This is a genomic window from Streptomyces sp. 3330, assembly GCF_031456635.1.
In the GTDB taxonomy this organism is placed as follows: Bacteria; Actinomycetota; Actinomycetes; order Streptomycetales; family Streptomycetaceae; genus Streptomyces.
In genome coordinates this window covers 31,684-53,121 of sequence record NZ_JAVDVA010000017.1, presented here as the reverse complement: position 1 = coordinate 53,121, position 21,438 = coordinate 31,684, and the positions used below count along the sequence as shown (strand labels likewise).

The following is a 21,438-nucleotide window of genomic DNA, read 5'->3' as shown; positions in this document are numbered from 1 at the left end:
GGTTCCGAGGGCCCTTTCGCATGCCCCGCGCGGAGCGGGAGAACGACCAAGATCCGGCACGGCGCGTAGCCCTCCGGTTGCAGGTTTGACGGGTTCCTTATATCGCCTTCACCGTGCTACAACATGGTCTACACCACTGAGTGGTGTAGACCATCACCGATGGAGGAAGTCTATGAGCACCGCCACCGCGCCCACGGCGGCCCCCTCGAAGAAGTGGGGATCCGGCCTGTTGCAAGGCCTGCAGAAGGTAGGCCGAAGCCTTCAGCTCCCGATCGCCGTGCTGCCGGCGGCGGGCCTGCTGCTCCGGTTCGGCCAGGCCGACGTGCACGACAAGCTGCACCTGCCCGACAAGGTCACCGCGGTGTTCGCGACGGCCGGCGGCGCGATCTTCGACAACCTGCCGATGCTGTTCTGTATCGGTGTGGCGATCGGCTTCGCCAAGAAGTCGGACGGATCCACGGCGCTGGCCGCGCTGGTGGGCTTCCTGGTCTACAGCAACGTCCTGAAGGCGTTCCCGGTCTCCGAGGCCAAGGTCCAGGCGGGTGCGGACATAGCCGCGACCTACAACAACCCCGGTGTCCTCGGCGGCATCGTGATGGGTCTGCTGGGCGCGGTGGTCTGGCAGCGGTTCCACCGCACGAAGCTGGTGGACTGGCTCGGCTTCTTCAACGGCCGCCGTCTGGTGCCGATCATCATGGCGTTCGTCGGCACGGTGATGGGTGTCTTCTTCGGTCTGGTCTGGGAGCCGATCGGTGAGGTCATCTCGAACTTCGGCGAGTGGATGACGGGCCTCGGCGCGTTCGGCGCGGGTCTGTTCGGTCTCATCAACCGCGCGCTGATCCCGGTCGGCATGCACCAGTTCGTGAACACCGTCTCCTGGTTCCAGATCGGCGACTTCACCAACGCGGCCGGCGACGTCGTCCACGGCGACCTCAACCGCTTCTTCGCCGGTGACCCGACGGCCGGCCAGTTCATGTCCGGCTTCTTCCCGATCATGATGTTCGGTCTGCCGGCCGCCGCCCTGGCCATCGCGCACACCGCCCGCCCCGAGCGCCGCAAGGCCGTGCTGGGCATGATGATCTCGCTCGCGCTGACCTCGTTCGTCACCGGTGTCACCGAGCCCATCGAGTTCTCGTTCATGTTCATCGCGCCGCTGCTGTACGCGATCCACGCGGTGCTGACGGCCCTGTCCATGGCGATCACCTGGGCGCTCGGCGTCCACGCGGGCTTCACCTTCTCCGCGGGCTTCATCGACTACGCGCTGAACTGGAACCTCGCCACCAAGCCCTGGCTGATCATCCCGATCGGTCTGGTCTTCGGCGCGATCTACTACGTCGTCTTCCGCTTCGCCATCACGAAGTTCAACCTGCCCACCCCGGGCCGTGAGCCCGAGGAGGAGGTCGAGGACCTCACCAAGGCGTAGGCGCGCCGCGCGTCCGCGCCGGACACGCGAAGGACCCCGGAGCCCTGAACCGCTCCGGGGTCCTTCTGCGTGAGACGTCGGGTCTAGATCTCGTACGTCAGCCGTGGCGCGGCCAGTTCCACCGGGCCGTCGAACACCGCGCGGGCGTCCGCCAGGTTGACCCGGGGGTCGGTCCACGGCGGGATGTGGGTCAGCACGAGCTTGCGCGCGCCCGCCCTGCGTGCCGTCTCGCCGGCCTCCCGGCCGTTGAGGTGCAGGTCGGGGATGTTCTCCTTGCCGTGCGTGAAGGCGGCCTCGCACAGGAAGAGGTCGGTGTCACGGGCGAGGTCGTCCAGCGCGGGACTGACGCCGGTGTCACCGGAGTAGGTCAGCGATCTGCCGTCGTGTTCGACGCGGATGCCGTACGCCTCGACCGGGTGCGCGACGCGTTCGGTGTGCACGGTGAACGGGCCGATGTCGAAGGTGGACGGCTTGACCGTGTGGAAGTCGAAGACCTCGCTCATGGAGGACGCCGACGGGGTGTCGGCGTACGCCGTGGTCAGTCGGTGCTCCGTGCCCTCCGGGCCGTAGACCGGGATGGGGGCGCAGCGGCCGCCGTCGTGCCGGTAGTAGCGCGCGACGAAGTAGGCGCACATGTCGATGCAGTGGTCGGCGTGCAGATGGCTCAGGAAGATCGCGTCGAGGTCGTAGAGACCGCAGTGGCGCTGCAACTCGCCCAGGGCGCCGTTGCCCATGTCGAGAAGCAGCCGGAAGCCGTCGGCCTCGAGGAGGTAGCTCGAGCAGGCCGATTCCGCGGACGGGAACGACCCCGAGCAGCCGACGACGGTGAGCTTCATGAAGGCGAAACCTCCGCTGGCGGGAAACCGAGAAGTACCGGGTGAGGTCCGGGGGACGGATCGTGGAACGAATGATCGTTAAATGGGGCGACGGGGGTCGTGCGGTGCGTCGAGCGTAAGGCGCAAAACCCCGGGTCGCTCCTCCGCCAGGGGCCGTTGTGGGCGAACTCACCTGTGCTGTCACCGGTTCGGCTGGACCGGGGGCACGGGGAAGTGGTGATGGGGCGCGCGGTGGCGCTCACGCGCCGGTAACGTCGTCGTATGGACACGTCCTGGTGGCTCGCGCTCGCGGCGGTGATACTGCTCGCGCTCGTCGCGACGCTCGTGGACGGCTGGGGGCGGGGCCGCCGGCCGCAGCGGCGCAGGACCCGGCCGCCGGGCCGGACGACGGGTGGACCCGCGGGCCGGACGACCCGCGGCCATGACGTCGCCGGCCGTCCCCAGCCCGCCGAGATCTGGTGGGCGGACGTGCCGTTCGAGGATGGTCCGGGGGTGAAGGACCGGCCGTGTCTGGTCATCATGGTGCGCGGTGACCGCGCCACCGTCGCGAAGATCACCAGCAAGTACCACGACGAGCGGGCCGGAGTGATCCCGCTGCCGCCGGGTGCCGTGGGTGACGCGCAGGGGCGGCCGAGTTTTCTGGAGACGGACGAGCTGCGCCAGGTCCGGGTGAGCGACTTCCGGCGCAGGGTCGGTGTGGTGGACCCGGTCCTGTGGGACCAGGTCCGTCACCTGGCTACCTGAAACCCTACGCCCAGAGCTGGCCCTGGAGCGTCTCGATCGCTTCCTCGGTGGTGGCCGCGGTGTAGACGCCCGTGGACAGGTACTTCCAGCCGCCGTCGGCCACGACGAACGCGATGTCGGCGCTCTCCCCCGCCTTCAGCGCCTTCCTGCCGACGCCGATCGCCGCGTGCAGGGCGGCGCCCGTGGAGACGCCCGCGAAGATGCCCTCCTGCTGGAGGAGTTCCCGGGTGCGGGTCACGGCGTCCGCCGAGCCGACCGAGAAGCGGGTGGTGAGGACGGAGGCGTCGTACAGCTCGGGCACGAAGCCCTCGTCGAGGTTGCGCAGGCCGTAGACCAGGTCGTCGTAGCGCGGCTCGGCGGCGACGATCTTCACGTCCGGCTTGTTCTCGCGGAGGAACCGGCCGACGCCCATCAGGGTCCCCGTCGTACCGAGGCCGGCCACGAAGTGGGTGATGGACGGGAGGTCGGCGAGGATCTCCGGGCCGGTGGTGGCGTAGTGGGCGCCCGCGTTGTCGGGGTTGCCGTACTGGTAGAGCATCACCCAGTCGGGGTGCTCGGCGGCGAGCTCCTTGGCGACGCGGACCGCGGTGTTGGAGCCGCCCGCGGCCGGGGAGGAGATGATCTCGGCACCCCACATGGCGAGCAGGTCGCGGCGTTCCTGCGAGGTGTTCTCGGGCATCACGCAGACCATGCGGTAGCCCTTGAGCTTGGCCGCCATGGCGAGGGAGATGCCGGTGTTGCCGCTCGTCGGTTCCAGGATGGTGCAGCCGGGGGTGAGCCGGCCGTCCTTCTCGGCCTGCTCGACCATGTGCAGGGCGGGGCGGTCCTTGACCGAGCCGGTGGGGTTGCGGTCCTCCAGCTTCGCCCAGATGCGGACGTCGGCGGACGGCGAGAGCCGCGGCAGGCGCACCAGAGGGGTGTTGCCCACCGCGGCCAGCGGGGAGTCGTAACGCATGGGGTCCGGCGGCCGATCAGGCCATGCCGCCGGCCACGGCCGGCAGGATGGTCACGGTGTCGCCGTCGGTCAGCTTGGTGTCGATGCCCTCGACGAAGCGGACGTCCTCGTCGTTCAGGTACACGTTGACGAAGCGGCGCAGCTTTCCGTCGTCCACGATGCGGGCGTGGATGCCCGCGTGCCGGGTCTCGAGGTCGTTGAACAGGTCGGCGAGGGTGTCACCGTTGCCCTCCACCGCCTTCTGACCGTCGGTGTACTGGCGGAGGATGGTGGGGATGCGGACCTCGATGGCCATGGCTCAGGGCTCCTGTCGGAAGGTGTGGGCAGCGCGGGTTCGTGCGTGTGTGGCTCCCCCACGCTCGGCTGCGCTCGCGCGGGCGTACCCCCGTCGGCTCATGGCCGGTACGGCGGCGGGGTGGCGCGTCAACAGATGGCGCTGGCGAGCCTGCACAGGTCGACGTGCAGCCGCGCCACGAGCAGTGCGCCCGGCGTCTTCTCGCTCACGTCGTTCAGAACCATGGGCTCATCGTATCGATTCCCGGTCCGGCTCCCGGAATGTGATCCCACATCGCGGACGGTATCGGGCCGATGCGTGAGATGTCGCCGGGTCGCCGTCGCTCCGCTAGGCCGACGCGCGGCGCACCAGGCGGGTGGGGACGATCACGGAGGGTCCCTCGGACGACCCGCGCGGGGACCCGTCCGGCGATCCGTGCGAGGAGCCGGGTGACCCGTCCGGCGATCCGTCCCGCGATCCGATCGGCGCGTCCTCCCCTGCGAGCAGCAGCCGGGCCATGAGGCGGCCCATCTCCTCGATGTCCTGGTGGACGGTGGTGAGCGGCGGGTCGGTCGTCTCGGCGATGGAGGCGAGGTCGTCGAAGCCGACGACGGCCACGTCCTCGGGGACCCTGCGTCCGCGCTCGCGCAGGCTCTGCAGGGCGCCGGCCGCCATGAGGTCGGAGGCGACGAACACGGCGTCGAGGTCGGGACGGCGGTCCAGCAGCGCGGCCATGGCGTCGGCGCCGCCCTGCCGGGTGTAGTCGGCGCGCTCGACGAGGGGCGGCGACCCGGCTTCGCGCAGCACGTCCCGGTACCCGGCCAGCCGGTCCGCTGCGGAGTTCTCCTGGTCGTAGGGCCCGGCGACGGTGGCGATCCGCCGCCGTCCGAGGGCGACCAGATGCCGGACGGCCAGCCGGGCGCCGCCCCGGTTGTCGCCGTCGACGTGGGCCAGGCCGGGCCGCACGGGGTCGCCGTCGCACGGCAGCGGGCGGCCGCCGAACACGGCCGGGAGGCCGAGCCGGTCGATGATCTCGGCCAGCCGGTCGCCCGGGCGCAGGGAGAACACGATCGCGCCGTCGACATGGCCGCCGCCGAGGTAGTCGGTCATGCGCGTGTAGTCGTCGGGCTCCTCCAGGAAGAGCAGGACGGCCTGGGCGCCGTGGAGCGCGAGTTCGCGGCGGATCCCGCGCAGGAGGAGGTCGAAGAAGGGGTCGATGAAAAGCCGGTTCTCCGGCTGGGCGGCGACCACGGCGACGGCGTTCGTGCGGTGGGTGACGAGTTGCCGGGCCGCCTGGTTGGGGACGTAGCCCAGCTCGGTGATCACCTGGCGGACCCGGTCGACGACCTCCGCCCGTACCCGGGCCTCCCCGTTGATCACCCGGGACACGGTCGACTTCGACACGCCCGACTGCCGGGCGACGTCTGCGAGCGTGGGCCGCCGTACGTGCGAGCGTTGCGTCAACACCATCTCCGTTGGGGCGAGTTGTGCGTGCACCTTGCGGAAACGGTATCCGGCGGACCTGTGGCCGGGACCGGGGCCCGGCCGGCCCTACACGACCGGCTTGCCGGTCAGTTCCACGCCGGCCGCGCGCAGCTCCTCCAGCGCCCGGTCGGTGCTCTCCTCGGCCACGCCCGCGGTGAGGTCCAGCAGGACCTGGGTGCGGAAGCCCTCGCGGGCCGCGTCCAGGGCGGTGGCGCGGACGCAGTGGTCGGTCGCGATGCCGACGACGTCGACCTCGTCGATCTGGCGTTCCCGCAGCCAGTCGCCCAGCGAGGTGCCGTTCTCGTCGGCGCCCTCGAAGCCGCTGTACGCGGCCGCGTAGGCGCCCTTGTCGAATACGGCGTCGATGGCGCCGGAGGCGACGGCGGGCGCGAAGTTGGGGTGGAAGCCGACGCCCTCCGTGCCCGCCACGCAGTGCGCGGGCCAGGAGTGCACGTAGTCGGGGTTGTCGGCGAAGTGTCCGCCGGGCGCGATGTGGTGGTCGCGGGTGGCCACCACATGCCGGTATCCGGCGGGCGCCTGCCCGATCAGCTCGGTGATGGCGGCGGCCACGTCGGCGCCGCCGGCCACCGCGAGACTGCCTCCCTCGCAGAAGTCGTTCTGCACGTCTACGACGATCAAGGCGCGGCGCATGGTCGGTGTCCTTCGACTGAGGGTGAAGTAATTGAGCCTAGAGACTTTGTCGGCCCCGCGGGAGGGGGCGTCGCCCGGTGTGCGCCGGGTACACGGCCTAGTTACCCGACGGGCCCTGTACATACTCCGTGGGAATGACGGGTTCCCCGCGCGACAGCTGGGTCGCGGAGAGGGGCAGGCCGGCGCGGGCCGCGATGTGGCGGTCGCGGACGGCGTCCAGGGACTCGCGGCCGACGACCTCGCCGGCCTTGACCAGCTCGACGAGCAGCTGGTGGCCGGCCAGCTCGGCGGGGACGGCGCCGGTGCCGACGACCTCGGCCTCGGCCACCCCGGAGGGGTCGGGCCGGCGCGCGGCCCACTTGCGGCCGCCGATGGAGGTCTTGCCGCCGGAGGACTTCTTCGCCACCGGCGCCAGCGGCGCCCCCGGGTCGGCGGACGCGGCGCGGGCGACCAGCTTGTAGACCATCGAGCAGGTCGGGTGCCCGGAGCCGGTCACCAGCTGGGTGCCGACGCCGTACGCGTCGACGGGGGCCGCGGCCAGTGAGGCGATGGCGTACTCGTCGAGGTCGGAGGTGACGACGATCCGGGTGTCCGTCGCGCCGAGCTCGTCGAGCTGCTGGCGCACCCGGTGGGCGACGAGGAGCAGGTCGCCGGAGTCGATGCGGACCGCGCCGAGGTCGGGCCCGGCGACCTCGACGGCCGTCCGGACGGCCTCGGCGACGTCGTACGTGTCGACGAGCAGCGTGGTGCCCCGGCCGAGCGAGTCGACCTGGGCCTGGAAGGCGTCCCGCTCGGTGTCGTGCAGGAGGGTGAAGGCGTGGGCGCTGGTGCCCACGGTGGGGATGCCGTAGCGGAAGCCGGCGGCGAGGTCGGAGGTGGTGGCGAAGCCGCCGACGTAGGCGGCGCGGGCGGCGGCGACCGCGGCGAGTTCGTGGGTGCGGCGGGCGCCCATCTCGATCAGCGGGCGCTCGCCCGCGGCGGCGGACATCCGGGAGGCGGCGGCCGCGATCGCGGAGTCGTGGTTGAGGATGGAGAGGATCACGGTCTCGAGGAGCACGCACTCGGCGAAGGAGCCCTCGACGCGCATGATCGGCGAGCCGGGGAAGTAGACCTCGCCCTCCGGGTAGCCCCAGATGTCACCCGAGAAGCGGTATGCGGCGAGCCACCGCAGGGTCTCCTCGTCGACGATCTTCCGCTCGCGCAGGAAGCCGAGGACGTCGGCGTCGAAATGGAGGTTCTCGACGGCGTCCAGGACCCGCCCGGTGCCCGCGACGACGCCGTAGCGCCGGCCCTCCGGCAGCCGCCGGGTGAAGACCTCGAACACGCTGCGCCGTCCGGCCGTGCCCGCTTTCAGGGCAGCCTGGAGCATCGTGAGCTCGTACTGGTCCGTGAAGAGCGCCGTCGACGGAACACCCACCCGTCGCCCGCCGCCGCCCTCTCGACGCAGCGCTTCGCGCCCTTCTTCTTCTGACAGCCCAAGGTCCGCTGTGTTCATGGCAATGGATGGTACTCCCTTTTCGTCGGTGTGACGATTTCCCGGATGCGTGGCAGCATGGGCTTGTGACGTCACCCGCTCCCCTTGAGATCGAACGCACCGAGTCGGCGGAGGAGGTCTTCGCCGTACCCGAGCCGGACGTCCCCTGGGTCACGATCGTCCACAACGACCCGGTCAACCTCATGAGCTACGTGACGTACGTCTTCCAGTCCTACTTCGGGTACAGCAAGGACAAGGCCACCAAGCTCATGATGGACGTCCACCACAAGGGCCGGGCGGTCGTCTCGAGCGGCTCGCGCGAGGAGATGGAACGCGACGTGCAGGCGATGCACGGATACGGCCTGTGGGCCACCCTCCAGCAGGACCGGAAGTAGCCTCCCCTCCTATGCCTGGACACTTCGAACCGCTCCCCGGCGGCGGCGCGGCCGTCGCACTCGACGACGTCGAGATCTCCATCATCCGGTCGCTGGCCGTGCAGCTCCTGGAGCTCATCGGCCCCGGCCCCGCCGAGGACGCCTCCGACGACCCGCTCGCCGAGCTCTTCGCCGAGGGGCCGAGCGAGCCCCCCGCCGACCCGGTGCTGCGCCGCCTCTTCCCGGACGCCTACACCGATCCGGAGGGCACGCCGGGCCCCCAGCGGGCGGACGAGCAGAAGGCGCACTCCGCCGAGTTCCGCCGCTTCACCGAGAACGACCTGCGGGCCGGCAAGCGCGAGAACGCCCTCACGGTGGTCCGCTCGCTGGACGCGCTGGCCTCCGAGGCGGCCGGCGAGGGCGGCGCGGTGCTGAAGCTGACGCCGCAGGAGTCCCAGCAGTGGCTCCGCGCGCTGAACGACCTGCGCCTCGCGATCGGCTCCCGCCTGGAGATCACCGACGAGGACGACACCGACCTCCTCTACCGGCTGCCGGACGAGGACCCGCGCAAGCCGATGGTGATGGCGTACCTGTGGCTGGGCGGGCTCCAGGAGACGCTGGTGACGACCCTGCTGCCGTAGCGCGTCCGCCACGGTGCCCCTTTGCGGGGATTCGTTCGCATTCTTGTTCGCTCAGAGGACGCTCAAATCCGGATAACGATCGCGTCACCGCGACGGCCGGGAGTGTCCTCTTTGTGTCTCGTTCATCCGCTTCTTCTTGTGTCGTGCGCCACAGCCGACCTGGCTGATCGATATTGCGGGCGTGATAAATCTTCACGACCGCCCGGCGAACACCACCCGTATGTTCCGCCGGGTGCGCCACCGAGCCGGTCGATCGCCGGCCAGGCATCGCTCCATCAATCCGGGGGGATCGAAACCCGATCCGAGGCCGACGAGAGGCCCGGTTCGGCATGGAGAAAGGCGCACCACACATGACCTCTGAGAAGGTCACCGACACCGCTGTCACCGACACTCCCGAAGAGGGGTACGAGCGCGGACTCGGCAGCCGCCAGGTCCAGATGATCGCGATCGGCGGCGCCATCGGCGTCGGGCTCTTCCTGGGCGCCGGGGCGAACATCGCCAAGGCCGGTCCCAGCCTCATCCTGATGTACGCCCTCGCGGGCGGGATCATCTTCTTCATCATGCGGGCGCTGGGCGAGCTGCTGCTCTACCGCCCGGTCTCGGGTTCGTTCGCGGAGTACTCGCGCGAGTTCCTCGGCCCGTTCTTCGGCTACTTCACCGGCTGGACGTACTGGCTGATGTGGGTCGTCACCGGCATGGCCGAGCTGACGGCCGCCGCGATCTACGTCAACTACTGGTTCCCGGCCGTCCCCCAGTGGGTGACCGCGCTGGTCTTCCTGGTGATCCTCTTCGGGGTCAACCTGATCTCCGTGAAGCTCTTCGGTGAGCTGGAGTTCTGGTTCTCCATGGTCAAGGTCACCGCGCTGATCGGCATGATCGTCATCGGCCTCGGCGTCCTCACCTTCGGCTTCAGCAGCGCCGGCGACACGGCCGCGGTCTCCAACCTGTGGGCCTTCGACGGCTTCTTCCCCAAGGGCGTCGGCTCGTCCCTGATGACCCTCCAGGGCGTCATGTTCGCCTACCTCGCGGTCGAGCTGGTCGGCGTCACGGCGGGCGAGTCGCAGGACCCGGAGAAGACGCTCCCGAAGGCGATCAACACCCTGCCCTGGCGTATCGCGCTGTTCTACGTCGGCGCGCTCACCGTCATCCTCTGCGTCGTGAAGTGGACGGAGTTCGCGCCGGGCGTGAGCCCGTTCGTCGAGGCGTTCGCGAAGATCGGCATCCCGGCGGGCGCCGGCATCGTGAACTTCGTCGTGCTGACGGCGGCCCTGTCCTCCTGCAACTCGGGCATGTACTCCACGGGCCGGATGCTGCGGAACCTGGCCGACAGCGGCGAGGCGCCCGCGGTCTTCCGCAAGCTGTCGTCGACGAAGACCCCCGCCTTCGGCATCACGGTCTCGGTCCTGTTCATGGGCATCGGCGTGATCCTGAACTACGTCGTCCCCGAGAAGGCCTTCGGCTACGTCACCTCGGTGGCCACCGCGGCCGGCATCTGGACCTGGCTGATGATCCTGATCAGCCACGTCCTCTACCGCCGCGCGGTCGTCGCGGGCCGGCTGCCCGCCTCGTCCTTCCCGGCCCCGGGCGGCTCGGTGTTCAGCTGGGTGGCCATCGCCTTCCTGCTCTTCGTCACCGGCCTGATCGCGTACGACGCCGACTCCCGGGTCTGCCTCTACGTGATGGCGGTCTGGGCGGTCGCGCTCGGCATCGGCTGGGCGATCCTCAAGGGCCGCAACCCGGAGATCACCGCCCGGCGCGAGCCGGAGTTCGAGAAGGTCGGCTGACCGACCGGCAGACCATCCCCGGGACGTCCGGCCGCAGGGAGCACTCGTGGCGCCCCCTGCGGCCGCCGCTCAGGACGTCCGCGATGCGGGCCGTTCCGTACCACTCCTCGGTACGGAACGGCCCCTTTGCTTATCCTGGCGACCATGCTGACCATCACCCAGGCCCTGCACGACCAGATCGTCGCCCACGCGCGCAAGGACCACCCCGACGAGGCCTGCGGCGTGGTCGCGGGTCCGGCGGGCACGGACCGCCCGGAGCGCTTCATCCCGATGCTGAACGCGGCCATGTCGCCCACGTTCTACGAGTTCGACTCGGGCGACCTGTTCAAGCTCTACCGCGAGCTGGACGACCGCGACGAGGATCCGGTGATCATCTACCACTCCCACACGGCCACGGAGGCGTACCCGTCGCGCACGGACATCTCGTACGCGAACGAGCCGGGCGCGCACTACGTGCTGGTGTCGACGGCGGACACGGACGGCGGGGGCGAGTTCCAGTTCCGCTCGTTCCGCATCGTGGACGCGGTGGTCACGGAGGAGGACGTGCGGGTGGTCGAGGCGTACTGAGGCCGAGGCGTACAGGGACCGAGGCGTACAGGAGCCGAGGCGTACAGGGACCGAGGCGTACAGGGGCCTGCCGAGGCCGCGGCGGGGCGCGTCCCCGGCGTCCGGCGGCCCCGCGTCTAGGCCGCCGCCGTGCCCCGCAGCAGCGAGCGGATGGGGCGCCACAGCTCCGGCACGGCCACGACGTCGATCGGGACGCCGCCGCCGGGCGCCGTGCGCCAGATCAGCCCGTCCGGGTGGTGGAGCACCGCCGTGACCTCGTCCGGGGTGGGCGGCGCCGCGTTGCCGCGCAGGTAGACGGCCCGCAGGCCCAGATTGCGGAGCCTGGTCAGGGCGCGGGCCCGGTTCCGGGCGTGGACCAGGACGCGGACGTCCGCGGAGGGGCCCGGGAGGCCCTCCCTGGCGCGGGGGCTGGGCAGGTTCAGCGCCACCACCACCATGCCGTCGGGCAGCTTGCAGAAGCCTCCTGCGGCCATGCGGTCACACCCCCGTGCGCGTCGGTATCGCGGTCGTCGCCGGGGCCGGCGCCGAGGTCGCTGTCGATGTCCTGGTCGATGCAGGTGTCAATAAGAAGGGCACAGGAGGCACCTAAACACGATCGGCGGCAACCCGCCAGGGGGTTGCCGCCGATACGCGTCTGACCTGCTGAAACGTCGACTACTTGGCCGCGGGGCCGACCTTCACCTTGATCGTCGAGCCGCTGAGGGGCTCGTCGACGATCTTGATCGAGGTGTTGGTGTCAGTGACCTTGACGCCCGCGAGCGGGGTCGTCGCGTCGTAGTACGTGGACTTGCGGTCGTCGAAGACCGGGACGCCCGGACGCGACTTGATCTTGACCGCGACGTCCGCCCTGTGCAGCGTGATCGCGTCCGTGCGGTACAGACTGAAGGGCGAGTCGAAGCTCTGCAGACGGGCGTTCATGACGGAGCCGTCGGCCCACTTCAGCGCGGTCGGGTGCGAGTCGATCGGGAGGATCAGGCCCTCACCCGGGTGCTGGCTGGTGTTGTCGTCCGCCTGCGAGGTGTCCCACTTCCAGATCAGCAGACCGTTCTGGTACGGGTAGTGCTCCACCCAGTCCGGACGGGTCGTCGAGAAGCCGAAGTTGTACGGGCCGACCTTGAGGGTCTTGTCGTACGACACGTACTGCCGGTTCTCGGCGATGTAGTACTGCGCGTAGTCGTCCGTGATGGACGCGCCGATGCGGGAGAAGCCGGCCGCCGTCCACGCCGCGTCCGCGGTCTCCGCGTTGTCGGCGAAGAGCGTGGCGCCGTCCGCCGTGACCGTGATCTCGTCGGCCGCGAAGCCCTTCTGGGCCACGCCGCCGTCGGTGGCGTAGCGGAACCGGATGCTGATCTTCTGGCCCGCGTAGGCGTTCAGCGGGAAGGTCAGCTTCTGGTAGGCGTCGACCGTGCCGGTGAGGGCCGGCTTGCCGCTGCCGTCCCGCGGGACGGCGCTGCCGTCGGCCAGAGTGCCGTCGACCGGCGTCCAGTTGGAGCCGTCGGTGGAGACCTCGGTGTACAGGTAGTCGTAGTCCTGCTCGATGTCCCACCAGCCGTCCAGGGACAGCGAGGCCGACGTCTTGCCGGTCAGGTCGACCGCGCGGGTCAGGGTGTTGCGCAGGTCGTCACCGCTGCCGCTCCACCACTGCGTGGCGCCCTGGGCCGGGGCGACCACCTCGGTGGTGACCTCCTTCTCCGGCAGCTGGACCACGAGGGCCTGGGCGTTCTTGGTGTTGTACTCCGCGACGCCGAGCGTGTGGGTGGACTTGACGCCCGCCTTGGCCACGTCGTAGTCGAGCCAGCCGAGCTGGAGCTTGTCCCAGGCGTTCATGTCGCCGGGAAGGTCGCCGATGGCCTCCTTGCCGGTGCCGAGCCAGGAACCGGAGGACATCAGGGTCCAGAAGCCGGTGGAGTTCTCGCCGCCGCCGGACGTGTCGTACTCGTCCGGCAGGCCGAGGTCGTGGCCGTACTCGTGCGCGTAGACGCCGAGTCCGCCGTTCTCCGGCTGGATGGTGTAGTCGCCGACCCAGATGCCGGTGTCGCCGACCTGGGCGCCGCCGAGCTTGTTGGTGTCCGGGCCGGTGGAGCCGGCGTCGGTGCCGAAGGCGTACCAGCGGTGCGCCCAGATGGCGTCCGCGCCCTGGGCGCCGCCGCCCGCGGACTCGTCCTCACCGGCGTGCACGATCTGGAAGTGGTCGATGTAGCCGTCGGACTCGTTGAAGTCGCCGTCGCCGTCGTAGTCGTAGCGGTCCCACTGGTCGAACTCGGCCAGCTCCGCCTTGATCTCGGCCGCGGTGGCGCCGGCCGCCTCACGCTCGGCGACCCAGGCGTTCACACCGTCCTGGACGGCGTACCAGGCGCCGGTGGAGGCGCTGTTGGAGCCGTAGCGGGCCTCGTTGTAGGGGACCTTGACCCAGTCGGTCACCTCGCCGTCGACCGAGTAGCGGCCCGAGGACTGCTTCTCGTAGTACTTCTTCAGCGACTCGGTGTTCTTGCCGGTGCCGAAGTACAGCTCCTGGAAGTGCTTCTGGTTGTAGTCCGCCTGCCAGGCCGTGGAGTTGTCCTTGGTGCGGTCCGGCGCGGCTATCTGGTTGTGCAGCGGGCCGGCCGTGCCGCCGTAGCGGCTGTCGACCTGGTCGCCGAACTCGACGAGGATCGTGAAGATCTTGTCGGTCTTCTCGCGGCCGAGTTCGACGTACTTGCTGTCGCCCTTGCGGCTCTTGAGCTGGACGACCTTCGAGCCGTCGCGGTCCTTGACCGACGCCTCGCCGGATATGACCTGTTCGAGGGCCTCCTCGCGCTGCGCTTCCTGGGTCTTGCTGAGCGGGCCGTCGAAGTCGTGCTCCTTGGCCTTGGCCGGCTGCGGGTCCTGCCGGTCCACCGCCGGGGCTTTCGCCGAGGTGTTGTCGGCGGCCTGTGCCACGGCGAACGTCGAGAACGTCGCCGAGGCCGCCGCGAGGGCGACGACCGTGGCGGCCGTCCTGAACGTCCAGGATCTACTGGTCACTTGATGTCCTCCCACGCACGCGTCCGGACGCGCGGAAAGGGGGGATCCCTGTCAAGGAAGGTCCGCGCGCTGTTATACGCGTGTAGTCAAGTGACGCCATTTGACTACTGGTTTACGAGAAAAGACAGACCTTGACTTGGACAGGTCAACTGCACTATTAGGAGCGGGTGTTCGCATTGCGGACATGTGACGGTAACGTGACGGATGCCGTGACAGGCGCGCAGGACAGTCCACTTGATGGACGCCATGACTCCGTGCGCCCCCTGTGCACCGGCACCGTGGGTTAGGTCACGCTTACCGTTCGTCCCGCTCGGGCATGCAGGCGATTAGAGTCGAGACCGCCCCCGCTTCCGAGGACACCGATTGCCATGCCTCGTCCGACTGTCGCACAGCTCACGTACGGTTCCTGCACCGTCATCTGCTCGACGCTCGCCATGCTGCTGCTGTCACAGACGAGTTCGGGCCCCGGGATCGCGGTCGTCGTCGTCGCCGCGGTCGCGCTCGGCTTGCTCGTCGCCATGACGGTGCCGGTGCCGAAGCCGTCCCGGGCCCCCGTGGCCCGCTCCACGACCCGTTCCGTGATCCGACCCGCGGCCCGCCCCACGGCGGGCGTGCCCGCGAGCCGGCCCGAGCCCGTCACCGTTCCCGCGCGCGCCCCCGTGCACGCGTCGGTCCGGGCCTCGGTCGCCTCCGCACCCGAGCCCGTCCGGGAGCCCACGGCCCCCTGACGCACACGCGCGTGACGGAGGGCCCGTGCCTCGCGGCGCGGGCCCTCCGTCGTGCACGCGGTCGGCTCAGCGTGTGCTGACCACCACCGTCTTGGCGGCCTTGTCGTGCAGACCCTGCTTGTAGGGCTTGTCGAAGAAGCTCCAGCCGCCGCAGACGGCCGTCCACACGCAGGCGCAGCAGAACGCGAACGGCACCCACAGCACCAGGGCGCGGATCAACGAGGTCTGCGCGGAGGGCGTGGAGCCGTTGTCGAGGTTCGCCACCCGCATGCCGAGCCACTTCTTGCCCAGCGTCTGGCCGGACTTGGCGGTCAGGATCGTGTCGTACGCGACGTACAGGATCGCGGCGAGGAGCTCCCGCCCGAAGGTCTTGCCGAACTCGATGTCGTCCGCGTCCACCGTGTACTGCGCGACCCCGAAGGCCCAGGCCAGCAGGCTCACCACGAGGAAGACGAGGATCATGTCGATGATCCGGGCCAGGGTGCGCTTGCCGCTGTCGGCGAGCGGGGGCATCCCGGACAGCGGGTCGGCCGGGTAGCCGCCGTAGGGGTCGCCGCCCTGCGGACCGCCGCCGTACGGGCCGCCGCCGAAGGGCGGTGGCTGACCCGCCCCGCCGCCGTACGGATCCTGCGACGCGTCGTACGGCGAGCCCTGCCCCGGGCCGGACGGGGGCTGACCCTGCCCGTACGGGGGCTGCACAGGCTCCTGGTGCGGAGGCCGCTTCCTGAACGGGTCGTCCTCCGGCGGCTCGCCGCCGCCGGAGCCGGGGGGCGGTTCGGTGGTCATGCCCCCGAGTCGACCGCGAACCCGCGGACTCCGCATCCGGCGAGCGGCCGTCCGGGGGACGGCGGCCGGGGCGCGGAGCCCGGGGTACGGGTCCGGAGGCGGGCGGGCCGAGGTGCGGCCGTACGGGTCCGGGGTGCGGGGTGCGGGTCAGCCGGCGACGAACGTGTGCGCCGCCTTGTCGTGCCAGCACTGCCGCCACGGCTTGTCGAACAGGCCCCAGGCGACGCCCACCACGCCGACGACGAGCAGACCGGGCACGCTGTAGACGAGCCAGCGGCCCAGGGACGCCCGGAAGGACGGGGGTTCGCCGCCCTCGATGTCCCGCACCTGGAGGCCGAACAGCTTCTTGCCCAGCGTGCGCCCCCACTTGGCGGTCGGCAGGGCTTCGTACACGATCCCGAAGACCAGCAGCACGCCGAGGACGATCCCGAGATACACCGACGTCGTGCCGTCCAGCAGCCAGACGGTGACGGTCTCTCCGGTCAGCTCGGCGGCGTCGACCTTGGCGCTCACGTGGTCGACGGCCCTCACCCCCAGCGGCACGGCGGCGGCCGTGGTGACGGCCCCGACGACCAGCGTGTCCACGAGCCGGGCGGCCAGCCGCTTGCCGAGCCCCGCGGGACGGGCCTCGGCGGCCCGCCGGGCCGCCGCCTGGAAGATGTCGTCGACCGGCGGCTTCCAGGGCGCGACGGGTCGGTCCTCGGCTCCCGCGAGCTGATGCACCTGCTGCGCCCACGAGGACTGCCCACCGCCGGGACCGGCGGCCATCGGGACGGCGGCCTGCGGCGGCTGCGGCTGGGGACCGCCGGCCTGCTGGGGCACGCTTGGCGCGCCCGGCCGGGCCCCGGAGGGCGGGGCGGACGGGGCGGACGCCGACGCCTGGGCGCCGGGCTGCGGCGCGGCCGGGAACCCCGCGGGTGCGGGGGCGGGTGCGGGTGCCGGCGCCGACGCGGGGGCGGGGGCGGGCGCCGGTGCGGCGGGCACGACGTGGGCCGGGCCCTGCGGGGCCGGGACCCCGGGGGCCGGGGCCGCCGCCGCACGCTCGGCCGCCGCCTTGCCGGCGCCGAAACCGGGCGCGGCCGGGGCCGCGCCGGGACCGGCCGGGGCCGCGCCGGGACCGGCCGGCGCCCCGACCGGACCTTGCGCGCCGAAGGCGCCGGAATCGGCCGGAGGGGCCGGAGCGGCCGAGGCAGAGCCGCCGGACCCGGGGGCGCCGGGAGTGCCGGGGGCCGCCGTGGGAACCGGCTCCTGGGCGGCGGCGGGGAAGGCGGGCGCGTCGCCCGTCGGCTGCGCGCCGGACGCGCCGTCCTGGTGGCCCGAGCGCGGGGCCGGGGCGCGGAAGGTCACCGTGCCCTTGTCGGGGGCGGGTCCCGCGGGTCCGGACGCGGGGGTGGGGCCGGACCCGGGTGCTGCGCCGCCCGGCGTGGGCCGGCGGAAGACGAACGTGCCCCCGGAGACCACGTCCGCGGCGCCGTCCTCCGGTTCCGCGGGCGGGATCGTCGACGTGCCGTCCGTGCTCGCGGACAGGCCCTCGGGTTGCGCCGGGACCGCCGGGACCACCCTCGGGTCGGCGCCCTGCGGGGCGCCCCAGGAGACCCGGCGGTCCTGGTCCCCGCCGAAGCCGGACTGGTGGGCGCGGTCGGCCGCCCACGCGGAGGCGGGCTCGGGGCGGCCGCCGTACGGCTCCGCCGGGGCCGGGTCCGCGGGCGCCGGGTCCTCGTCGAAGAAGTGCGGGCCGGTCTCCTCCACGGAGGCCGGGGGCGACCCGGGCGGAGGCGTGAGCGGTCGGCCGTCGGAGGGCGCCGGCCGGCTGGTGCCCGGTACCCAGGAGGCACCGTTCCAGTACCGGACGTATCCAGGGATGGACGGGTCCGGGTAGTACCCCTCGCGGGGCCTGTCGTCGCCGGGTGCCGGGGTTGGGGCGCTCATGTCCGTCGTCCCGTATCTGCTCGGGGGTGGGATGGGGGGCTCCACATCTATCAGACCGACGCAAGCCCCACTGCCAGTCCTGCCGGACCCGCCCCTTTCCGGGCAACCCCGTGCACGCTCTTCACACGTTCGGAACCGCCCGCAGGGGCCCGGCCCCCGACCCGCCGGAAAAAGTTCTCCACACCCGCGTAATGGTTCCTGGTCCGGCCCCTCTCCACTCGTACGGGCCCCCCGCGGACCCGTACGAGATCCGTCCCGAGAGGAGAACCGACATGCATCACACCGTGGTGGAACGCGAACTGGAGCTCAAGCTGATCCTGTCGCCGGAGCGCAGCATCCCGGTGCCGGCCCGGCTGGGCTACCGCAGCGACGACCCGTTCGCCGTCCACGTCGCCTTCCACATCAACTCGGAGCAGCCGGTCGACTGGACGTTCGCCCGTGAGCTGCTGGTGGAGGGCGTGTTCCGGCCGTGCGGGCACGGTGACGTGCGGGTGTGGCCGACGAAGGTGGAGGGGCGCAGCGTCGTGCTGATGGCGCTGAGTTCGCCCGACGGGGACGCCCTGCTCGAGGCGCCGGCGGCCCAGGTCTCGGCCTGGCTGGAGCGGACGCTGCGGGTGGTGCCCCCGGGGACCGAGGCGGATCAGCTCGGCATCGACGACGGTCTGGCCGAGCTGCTCGCCCCGACTCCCGCGGACGACCTGTGGCTGTGCGACCCCTGGCCGTCGGACGAGTCCAAGGACGGGGAGTGAGACGCCGGGCTCCGGTTCCGGTCCCCGGCGATCCGGCCCGGGACCCGGCCCCTGCCCGGGCGGCGTCAGAACAGTTTGCCCGGGTTGAGGATGCCCAGCGGGTCGAAGGCCGCCTTGACCGCCCGCTGCATCTCCACGCCCACCGGGCCGATCTCGCGCGCCAGCCACTCCTTCTTCAGCACGCCCACGCCGTGTTCGCCGGTGATGGTGCCGCCGAGTTCCAGGCCGAGGCCCATGATCTCGTCGAAGGAGTCGCGGGCGCGTCGGCACTCGTCGGGGTCGGCCGCGTCGAAGCAGACCGTGGGGTGGGTGTTGCCGTCGCCCGCGTGGGCGACGACGCCGATGGTCAGCCGGTGCTTCTCGGCGATGCGCTCGACGCCTTCGAGCATCTCGCCGAGCCGGGACCGGGGCACGCACACGTCGTCGATCATCGTGGTGCCCTTGACGGCCTCCAGGGCGACGAGCGAGGACCGCCGTGCCTGGAGCAGGAGTTCGGACTCGGCGAAGTCGTCGGCGGGGACCACCTGGGTGGCGCCGGCCGCCTCGCAGAGCGCGCCGACGGCGGCGAGGTCGGCGGCCGGGTCCGGGGTGTCGAAGGCGGCGAGCAGCAGGGCCTCCGTCGTCGCCGGGAGTCCCATGCGGGTCAGGTCGTTGACGGCCCTGACCGTCGTACGGTCCATGAGTTCGAGGAGGGACGGGACGTGCCCGCCGGCCATGATCCGGCACACCGCGTCGCAGGCGGCGGTCCCGGACGCGAACTCGGCCGCCAGGACCAGCTGCTGCGGCGGCTGCGGCCTGAGGGCGAGGACCGCCCCGACGACGATCCCCAGCGAGCCCTCCGAGCCCACGAACAGGCGGGTGAGGTCGTATCCGGCGACGCCCTTCGCCGTGCGGCGGCCGGTCGTCATCAGGCGGCCGTCGGCGAGCACGATGTCCAGGCCGAGGACGTACTCGGCCGTGACCCCGTACTTCACGCAGCACAGGCCGCCCGACGCGGTGCCGATGTTGCCGCCGATCGTGCACATCTCCCAGCTGGAGGGATCCGGCGGGTAGGAGAGACCGTGTTCGTTCACCGCGCGGGAGAGCGCCGCGTTGACGACGCCCGGTTCGACGACGGCGATCCGGTCGACGGGGTTGATCTCGATGATCCGGTCCATCTTCGTCAGCGAGAGGACGATGCAGCCCTCGGAGGCGTTGGCGCCCCCGGACAGTCCGGTGCGGGCGCCCTGCGGGACGACCGGGACGCGCAGCTCGGTCGCCGTGCGCATGACGTGCTGGACCTCTTCGACGGTGCGCGGCAGCACCACGGCCGCGGGGGCGCCGGCGGGGCAGAAGCTGGCCATGTCGTTGGCGTAGGAGCCCGTGACGTCCGGGTCGGTGAGGACGGCCTCGGGGGGCAGGCCGGCGAGCAGGCGGTCGACGAGGTGACGGCTCATGATCACAGGTTCGCACCCGGGGCCATCGGTGTGAACCCCGTCCGCCCGAGCCTTCGGCTGACGTCGTACGGTCGTCGTACTGGCGCACAGTGAGCGCCATGGAGAACGCTGAGCGCGCCGCCGAAGAGCGTACCGCCCCCGAAGAGGCCGCCGCGGACGGCACGGCTCCCGCGGCCCCCGGCAAGGTTTCCCGGCTGCGTCGGCGGCTGCTCGTCGGCTCTCTCGTGGGATGTCTCGCGCTGGGCGGCGGGGTGTGGCTGTGCCTGCCCGGCGGGGAGCCCGCGGCGCGCCGGGCGTCCGCCCCGGCTCCGGGGGCGCTGGCGGGCACGGCGGTCCGTTCGGGGGTGCCGGCCGCGCTGCCGGACCTGGCGGTGCTGATCGACGAGCGCGAGAGCAGGGTGCGGGCGCATCCGCGCGACGCGCGGTCCTGGGCGGTGCTGGGCGCGGCCTACGTCGAGCAGGGCCGGCGCACCGCGGACGCCGCCGCCCTGTACCCGAAGGCCGAGCAGGCGCTGCGGACCTCGCTGAAGGTGCGCCCCCGGGCCAACGCCGAGGCCCTGGACGGTCTGGCGGCGCTGGCGAACGCGCGCCGGGACTTCCGGGCGGCCGTGTCCTGGGGCGAGGCCGCGCGCAGGCTCGCGCCGAAGCGCTGGACCACGTATCCGCAGCTCATCGACGCGTACACCGGGGTCGGCGACTACAAGAAGGCCCGCAAGGCCCTCGACTCGCTGACGGCGCTGCGTTCCGGCCCCGCGGTGCGGGCCCGGGCGGCGGGCGTCTACTGGGACCGGGGCTGGCGCGAGGACGCGCAGGCCGCGCTGGCCGACGCGGCGGCCGGGGCCTCCTCCCCCGCCGAGCAGGCCGCCTGGCTGGAGCGGGCCGGGCAGCTGGCCTGGGAGCGCGGTGAGCGGGCGGACGCCCTGCGGCACTTCCAGGAGGCGGTCCGGCTCGATCCCGACCAGCGGGCCGCGCAGGCCGGGCAGGGGCGGGCGCTGGCGGCGCTGGGGCGTACCTCGGAGGCGTTGAACGCGTACCAGGTGGCGCTCGCCAAGCAGCCGTCGCCGGCCTGGGCGCTGGAGCTGGGCGAGCTGTACGAGTCGCTGGGCCTCAAGCAGGCGGCGCGCGTGCAGTACGACCTGCTGCGGGCACGGGTGCGGCAGGACGCGGCGGGCGGGGTGGACGGGCAGCTGGTGCTCGGCCGGTTCGAGGCGGACCACGGGGATCCGGCCTCGGCGGTGCGGCGGCTGCGGGCCGAGTGGCGGCAGCAGCCGGGGATCGCGGTCGCGGACGCGCTGGGCTGGGCGCTGCACCGGGCCGGGGACGACAAGGAGGCGCTGGGGTTCGCCATGATCGCCACCGACCGGGTGCACGGCGGCGCCGTGCACAGCGCGCCGTACATGTACCACCGGGGCATGATCGAGCGGGCGCTGGAGATGCCGGGTCCGGCCCGGCGTCACCTGCGGGAGGCGCTGCAGATCAACCCGTACTTCTCACCGCTGCTGGGCCCGGTGGCCCGGTCGGCGCTGGCGGGGCTGGGCGGCGAGCCGGCCCCGGCCGAGCTGCCCGAGTAGGGCCGGGGCCGCCGCCCTCGCGATCAGC

21 protein-coding genes are annotated in these 21,438 nt (G+C 71.8%); 9 read left to right on the top strand and 12 right to left on the bottom strand.

Annotated elements, in window-relative coordinates; all coding sequences use genetic code 11:
* The first annotated feature begins 172 nt into the window (after positions 1 to 172).
* Complete coding sequence (locus J2X68_RS26185; RefSeq protein WP_057600394.1) at positions 173 to 1,423, top strand: PTS transporter subunit EIIC; 1,251 nt, start codon at positions 173 to 175, stop codon at positions 1,421 to 1,423.
* A gap of 83 nt (positions 1,424 to 1,506) precedes the next feature.
* On the opposite strand, the gene J2X68_RS26180 is transcribed toward J2X68_RS26185, so the two are convergent.
* The gene (locus J2X68_RS26180; protein ID WP_310435027.1) at positions 1,507 to 2,259 is read right to left on the bottom strand and encodes an MBL fold metallo-hydrolase; all 753 of its coding nucleotides are present in this window, start codon (positions 2,257 to 2,259) and stop codon (positions 1,507 to 1,509) included.
* Between the two features lie 261 nt (positions 2,260 to 2,520).
* On the opposite strand from J2X68_RS26180, the gene J2X68_RS26175 reads away from it, so the two are divergent.
* The gene (locus tag J2X68_RS26175; RefSeq protein WP_310435026.1) at positions 2,521 to 3,003 is read left to right on the top strand and encodes a type II toxin-antitoxin system PemK/MazF family toxin; all 483 of its coding nucleotides are present in this window, start codon (positions 2,521 to 2,523) and stop codon (positions 3,001 to 3,003) included.
* A 4-nt stretch (positions 3,004 to 3,007) separates the two neighbouring features.
* Here J2X68_RS26175 and J2X68_RS26170 read toward each other — a convergent pair whose 3' ends face one another.
* From J2X68_RS26170 to J2X68_RS26145, 6 genes are all read right to left on the bottom strand, one after another.
* Entirely contained in the window at positions 3,008 to 3,958 is a 951-nt protein-coding gene (locus J2X68_RS26170) for a cysteine synthase (RefSeq protein WP_310435025.1), read from the bottom strand.
* A gap of 16 nt (positions 3,959 to 3,974) precedes the next feature.
* Positions 3,975 to 4,253: a MoaD/ThiS family protein gene (locus J2X68_RS26165; RefSeq protein ID WP_310435024.1), complete on the bottom strand. Its 279-nt coding sequence runs from the start codon at positions 4,251 to 4,253 to the stop codon at positions 3,975 to 3,977.
* 128 nt (positions 4,254 to 4,381) lie between these two features.
* The gene (locus tag J2X68_RS26160; RefSeq protein WP_020132206.1) at positions 4,382 to 4,477 is read right to left on the bottom strand and encodes a putative leader peptide; all 96 of its coding nucleotides are present in this window, start codon (positions 4,475 to 4,477) and stop codon (positions 4,382 to 4,384) included.
* Between the two features lie 103 nt (positions 4,478 to 4,580).
* Positions 4,581 to 5,702 (bottom strand): LacI family DNA-binding transcriptional regulator, encoded by a 1,122-nt coding sequence (locus J2X68_RS26155; protein WP_310435023.1) that lies wholly within the window; start codon positions 5,700 to 5,702, stop codon positions 4,581 to 4,583.
* 81 nt (positions 5,703 to 5,783) lie between these two features.
* Positions 5,784 to 6,368, bottom strand: coding sequence for a nicotinamidase (locus J2X68_RS26150; RefSeq protein WP_310435022.1), 585 nt, complete (start codon positions 6,366 to 6,368; stop codon positions 5,784 to 5,786).
* A gap of 97 nt (positions 6,369 to 6,465) precedes the next feature.
* The gene (locus J2X68_RS26145) at positions 6,466 to 7,863 is read right to left on the bottom strand and encodes a nicotinate phosphoribosyltransferase (RefSeq protein ID WP_399040851.1); all 1,398 of its coding nucleotides are present in this window, start codon (positions 7,861 to 7,863) and stop codon (positions 6,466 to 6,468) included.
* An 8-nt stretch (positions 7,864 to 7,871) separates the two neighbouring features.
* Here J2X68_RS26145 and clpS point away from each other — a divergent pair, with 8 nt between their 5' ends.
* The 4 genes from clpS (at position 7,872) to J2X68_RS26125 (ending at position 11,208) form a co-directional block, all read left to right on the top strand.
* Entirely contained in the window at positions 7,872 to 8,237 is a 366-nt protein-coding gene (gene clpS / locus J2X68_RS26140; RefSeq protein ID WP_057600402.1) for an ATP-dependent Clp protease adapter ClpS, read from the top strand.
* A gap of 11 nt (positions 8,238 to 8,248) precedes the next feature.
* Positions 8,249 to 8,857 (top strand): DUF2017 domain-containing protein, encoded by a 609-nt coding sequence (locus tag J2X68_RS26135; protein ID WP_310435021.1) that lies wholly within the window; start codon positions 8,249 to 8,251, stop codon positions 8,855 to 8,857.
* A 350-nt stretch (positions 8,858 to 9,207) separates the two neighbouring features.
* Positions 9,208 to 10,641 carry an amino acid permease gene (locus J2X68_RS26130; RefSeq protein WP_310435020.1) on the top strand — a complete coding sequence of 478 codons (1,434 nt, stop codon included), beginning with the start codon at positions 9,208 to 9,210 and terminating at the stop codon, positions 10,639 to 10,641.
* A 144-nt stretch (positions 10,642 to 10,785) separates the two neighbouring features.
* Positions 10,786 to 11,208 (top strand): Mov34/MPN/PAD-1 family protein, encoded by a 423-nt coding sequence (locus J2X68_RS26125; RefSeq protein ID WP_020132199.1) that lies wholly within the window; start codon positions 10,786 to 10,788, stop codon positions 11,206 to 11,208.
* Between the two features lie 116 nt (positions 11,209 to 11,324).
* Here J2X68_RS26125 and J2X68_RS26120 read toward each other — a convergent pair whose 3' ends face one another.
* Together J2X68_RS26120 and J2X68_RS26115 are read right to left on the bottom strand one after the other, a co-directional pair.
* Positions 11,325 to 11,681 carry a hypothetical protein gene (locus J2X68_RS26120; protein WP_310435019.1) on the bottom strand — a complete coding sequence of 119 codons (357 nt, stop codon included), beginning with the start codon at positions 11,679 to 11,681 and terminating at the stop codon, positions 11,325 to 11,327.
* Positions 11,682 to 11,862: 181 nt separating this feature from the next.
* Positions 11,863 to 14,211 carry an immune inhibitor A domain-containing protein gene (locus tag J2X68_RS26115; protein WP_310435018.1) on the bottom strand — a complete coding sequence of 783 codons (2,349 nt, stop codon included), beginning with the start codon at positions 14,209 to 14,211 and terminating at the stop codon, positions 11,863 to 11,865.
* 368 nt (positions 14,212 to 14,579) lie between these two features.
* On the opposite strand from J2X68_RS26115, the gene J2X68_RS26110 reads away from it, so the two are divergent.
* Positions 14,580 to 14,939, top strand: coding sequence for a hypothetical protein (locus J2X68_RS26110; protein WP_310435017.1), 360 nt, complete (start codon positions 14,580 to 14,582; stop codon positions 14,937 to 14,939).
* A gap of 66 nt (positions 14,940 to 15,005) precedes the next feature.
* Here J2X68_RS26110 and J2X68_RS26105 read toward each other — a convergent pair whose 3' ends face one another.
* Positions 15,006 to 15,725 carry an RDD family protein gene (locus J2X68_RS26105; protein ID WP_310435016.1) on the bottom strand — a complete coding sequence of 240 codons (720 nt, stop codon included), beginning with the start codon at positions 15,723 to 15,725 and terminating at the stop codon, positions 15,006 to 15,008.
* A gap of 147 nt (positions 15,726 to 15,872) precedes the next feature.
* Positions 15,873 to 17,654 (bottom strand): RDD family protein, encoded by a 1,782-nt coding sequence (locus J2X68_RS26100; RefSeq protein ID WP_310435015.1) that lies wholly within the window; start codon positions 17,652 to 17,654, stop codon positions 15,873 to 15,875.
* A gap of 272 nt (positions 17,655 to 17,926) precedes the next feature.
* On the opposite strand from J2X68_RS26100, the gene J2X68_RS26095 reads away from it, so the two are divergent.
* Complete coding sequence (locus J2X68_RS26095) at positions 17,927 to 18,403, top strand: SsgA family sporulation/cell division regulator (RefSeq protein WP_310435014.1); 477 nt, start codon at positions 17,927 to 17,929, stop codon at positions 18,401 to 18,403.
* Between the two features lie 65 nt (positions 18,404 to 18,468).
* Here J2X68_RS26095 and J2X68_RS26090 read toward each other — a convergent pair whose 3' ends face one another.
* On the bottom strand, positions 18,469 to 19,839 hold the full coding sequence (locus J2X68_RS26090) for an FAD-linked oxidase C-terminal domain-containing protein (RefSeq protein WP_310435013.1): 1,371 nt from the start codon (positions 19,837 to 19,839) through the stop codon (positions 18,469 to 18,471).
* A gap of 98 nt (positions 19,840 to 19,937) precedes the next feature.
* Between J2X68_RS26090 and J2X68_RS26085 the strand changes: the two genes are divergently transcribed.
* The gene (locus J2X68_RS26085; protein ID WP_310435012.1) at positions 19,938 to 21,410 is read left to right on the top strand and encodes a tetratricopeptide repeat protein; all 1,473 of its coding nucleotides are present in this window, start codon (positions 19,938 to 19,940) and stop codon (positions 21,408 to 21,410) included.
* Positions 21,411 to 21,438: the final 28 nt, after the last annotated feature.

Excerpts from the sequence above, each read along its gene's own strand:
- J2X68_RS26185 (WP_057600394.1), top strand. The coding sequence starts at position 173 with ATGAGCACCGCCACCGCGCCCACGGCGGCCCCCTCGAAGAAGTGGGGA.
- J2X68_RS26180 (WP_310435027.1), bottom strand. The coding sequence starts at position 2,259 with ATGAAGCTCACCGTCGTCGGCTGCTCGGGGTCGTTCCCGTCCGCGGAA.
- J2X68_RS26175 (WP_310435026.1), top strand. The coding sequence starts at position 2,521 with ATGGACACGTCCTGGTGGCTCGCGCTCGCGGCGGTGATACTGCTCGCG.
- J2X68_RS26170 (WP_310435025.1), bottom strand. The coding sequence starts at position 3,958 with ATGCGTTACGACTCCCCGCTGGCCGCGGTGGGCAACACCCCTCTGGTG.
- J2X68_RS26165 (WP_310435024.1), bottom strand. The coding sequence starts at position 4,253 with ATGGCCATCGAGGTCCGCATCCCCACCATCCTCCGCCAGTACACCGAC.
- J2X68_RS26160 (WP_020132206.1), bottom strand. The coding sequence starts at position 4,477 with ATGGTTCTGAACGACGTGAGCGAGAAGACGCCGGGCGCACTGCTCGTG.
- J2X68_RS26155 (WP_310435023.1), bottom strand. The coding sequence starts at position 5,702 with ATGGTGTTGACGCAACGCTCGCACGTACGGCGGCCCACGCTCGCAGAC.
- J2X68_RS26150 (WP_310435022.1), bottom strand. The coding sequence starts at position 6,368 with ATGCGCCGCGCCTTGATCGTCGTAGACGTGCAGAACGACTTCTGCGAG.
- J2X68_RS26145 (WP_399040851.1), bottom strand. The coding sequence starts at position 7,863 with ATGAACACAGCGGACCTTGGGCTGTCAGAAGAAGAAGGGCGCGAAGCG.
- clpS (WP_057600402.1), top strand. The coding sequence starts at position 7,872 with ATGGTACTCCCTTTTCGTCGGTGTGACGATTTCCCGGATGCGTGGCAG.
- J2X68_RS26135 (WP_310435021.1), top strand. The coding sequence starts at position 8,249 with ATGCCTGGACACTTCGAACCGCTCCCCGGCGGCGGCGCGGCCGTCGCA.
- J2X68_RS26130 (WP_310435020.1), top strand. The coding sequence starts at position 9,208 with ATGACCTCTGAGAAGGTCACCGACACCGCTGTCACCGACACTCCCGAA.
- J2X68_RS26125 (WP_020132199.1), top strand. The coding sequence starts at position 10,786 with ATGCTGACCATCACCCAGGCCCTGCACGACCAGATCGTCGCCCACGCG.
- J2X68_RS26120 (WP_310435019.1), bottom strand. The coding sequence starts at position 11,681 with ATGGCCGCAGGAGGCTTCTGCAAGCTGCCCGACGGCATGGTGGTGGTG.
- J2X68_RS26110 (WP_310435017.1), top strand. The coding sequence starts at position 14,580 with ATGCCTCGTCCGACTGTCGCACAGCTCACGTACGGTTCCTGCACCGTC.
- J2X68_RS26105 (WP_310435016.1), bottom strand. The coding sequence starts at position 15,725 with ATGACCACCGAACCGCCCCCCGGCTCCGGCGGCGGCGAGCCGCCGGAG.
- J2X68_RS26100 (WP_310435015.1), bottom strand. The coding sequence starts at position 17,654 with ATGAGCGCCCCAACCCCGGCACCCGGCGACGACAGGCCCCGCGAGGGG.
- J2X68_RS26095 (WP_310435014.1), top strand. The coding sequence starts at position 17,927 with ATGCATCACACCGTGGTGGAACGCGAACTGGAGCTCAAGCTGATCCTG.
- J2X68_RS26090 (WP_310435013.1), bottom strand. The coding sequence starts at position 19,839 with ATGAGCCGTCACCTCGTCGACCGCCTGCTCGCCGGCCTGCCCCCCGAG.
- J2X68_RS26085 (WP_310435012.1), top strand. The coding sequence starts at position 19,938 with ATGGAGAACGCTGAGCGCGCCGCCGAAGAGCGTACCGCCCCCGAAGAG.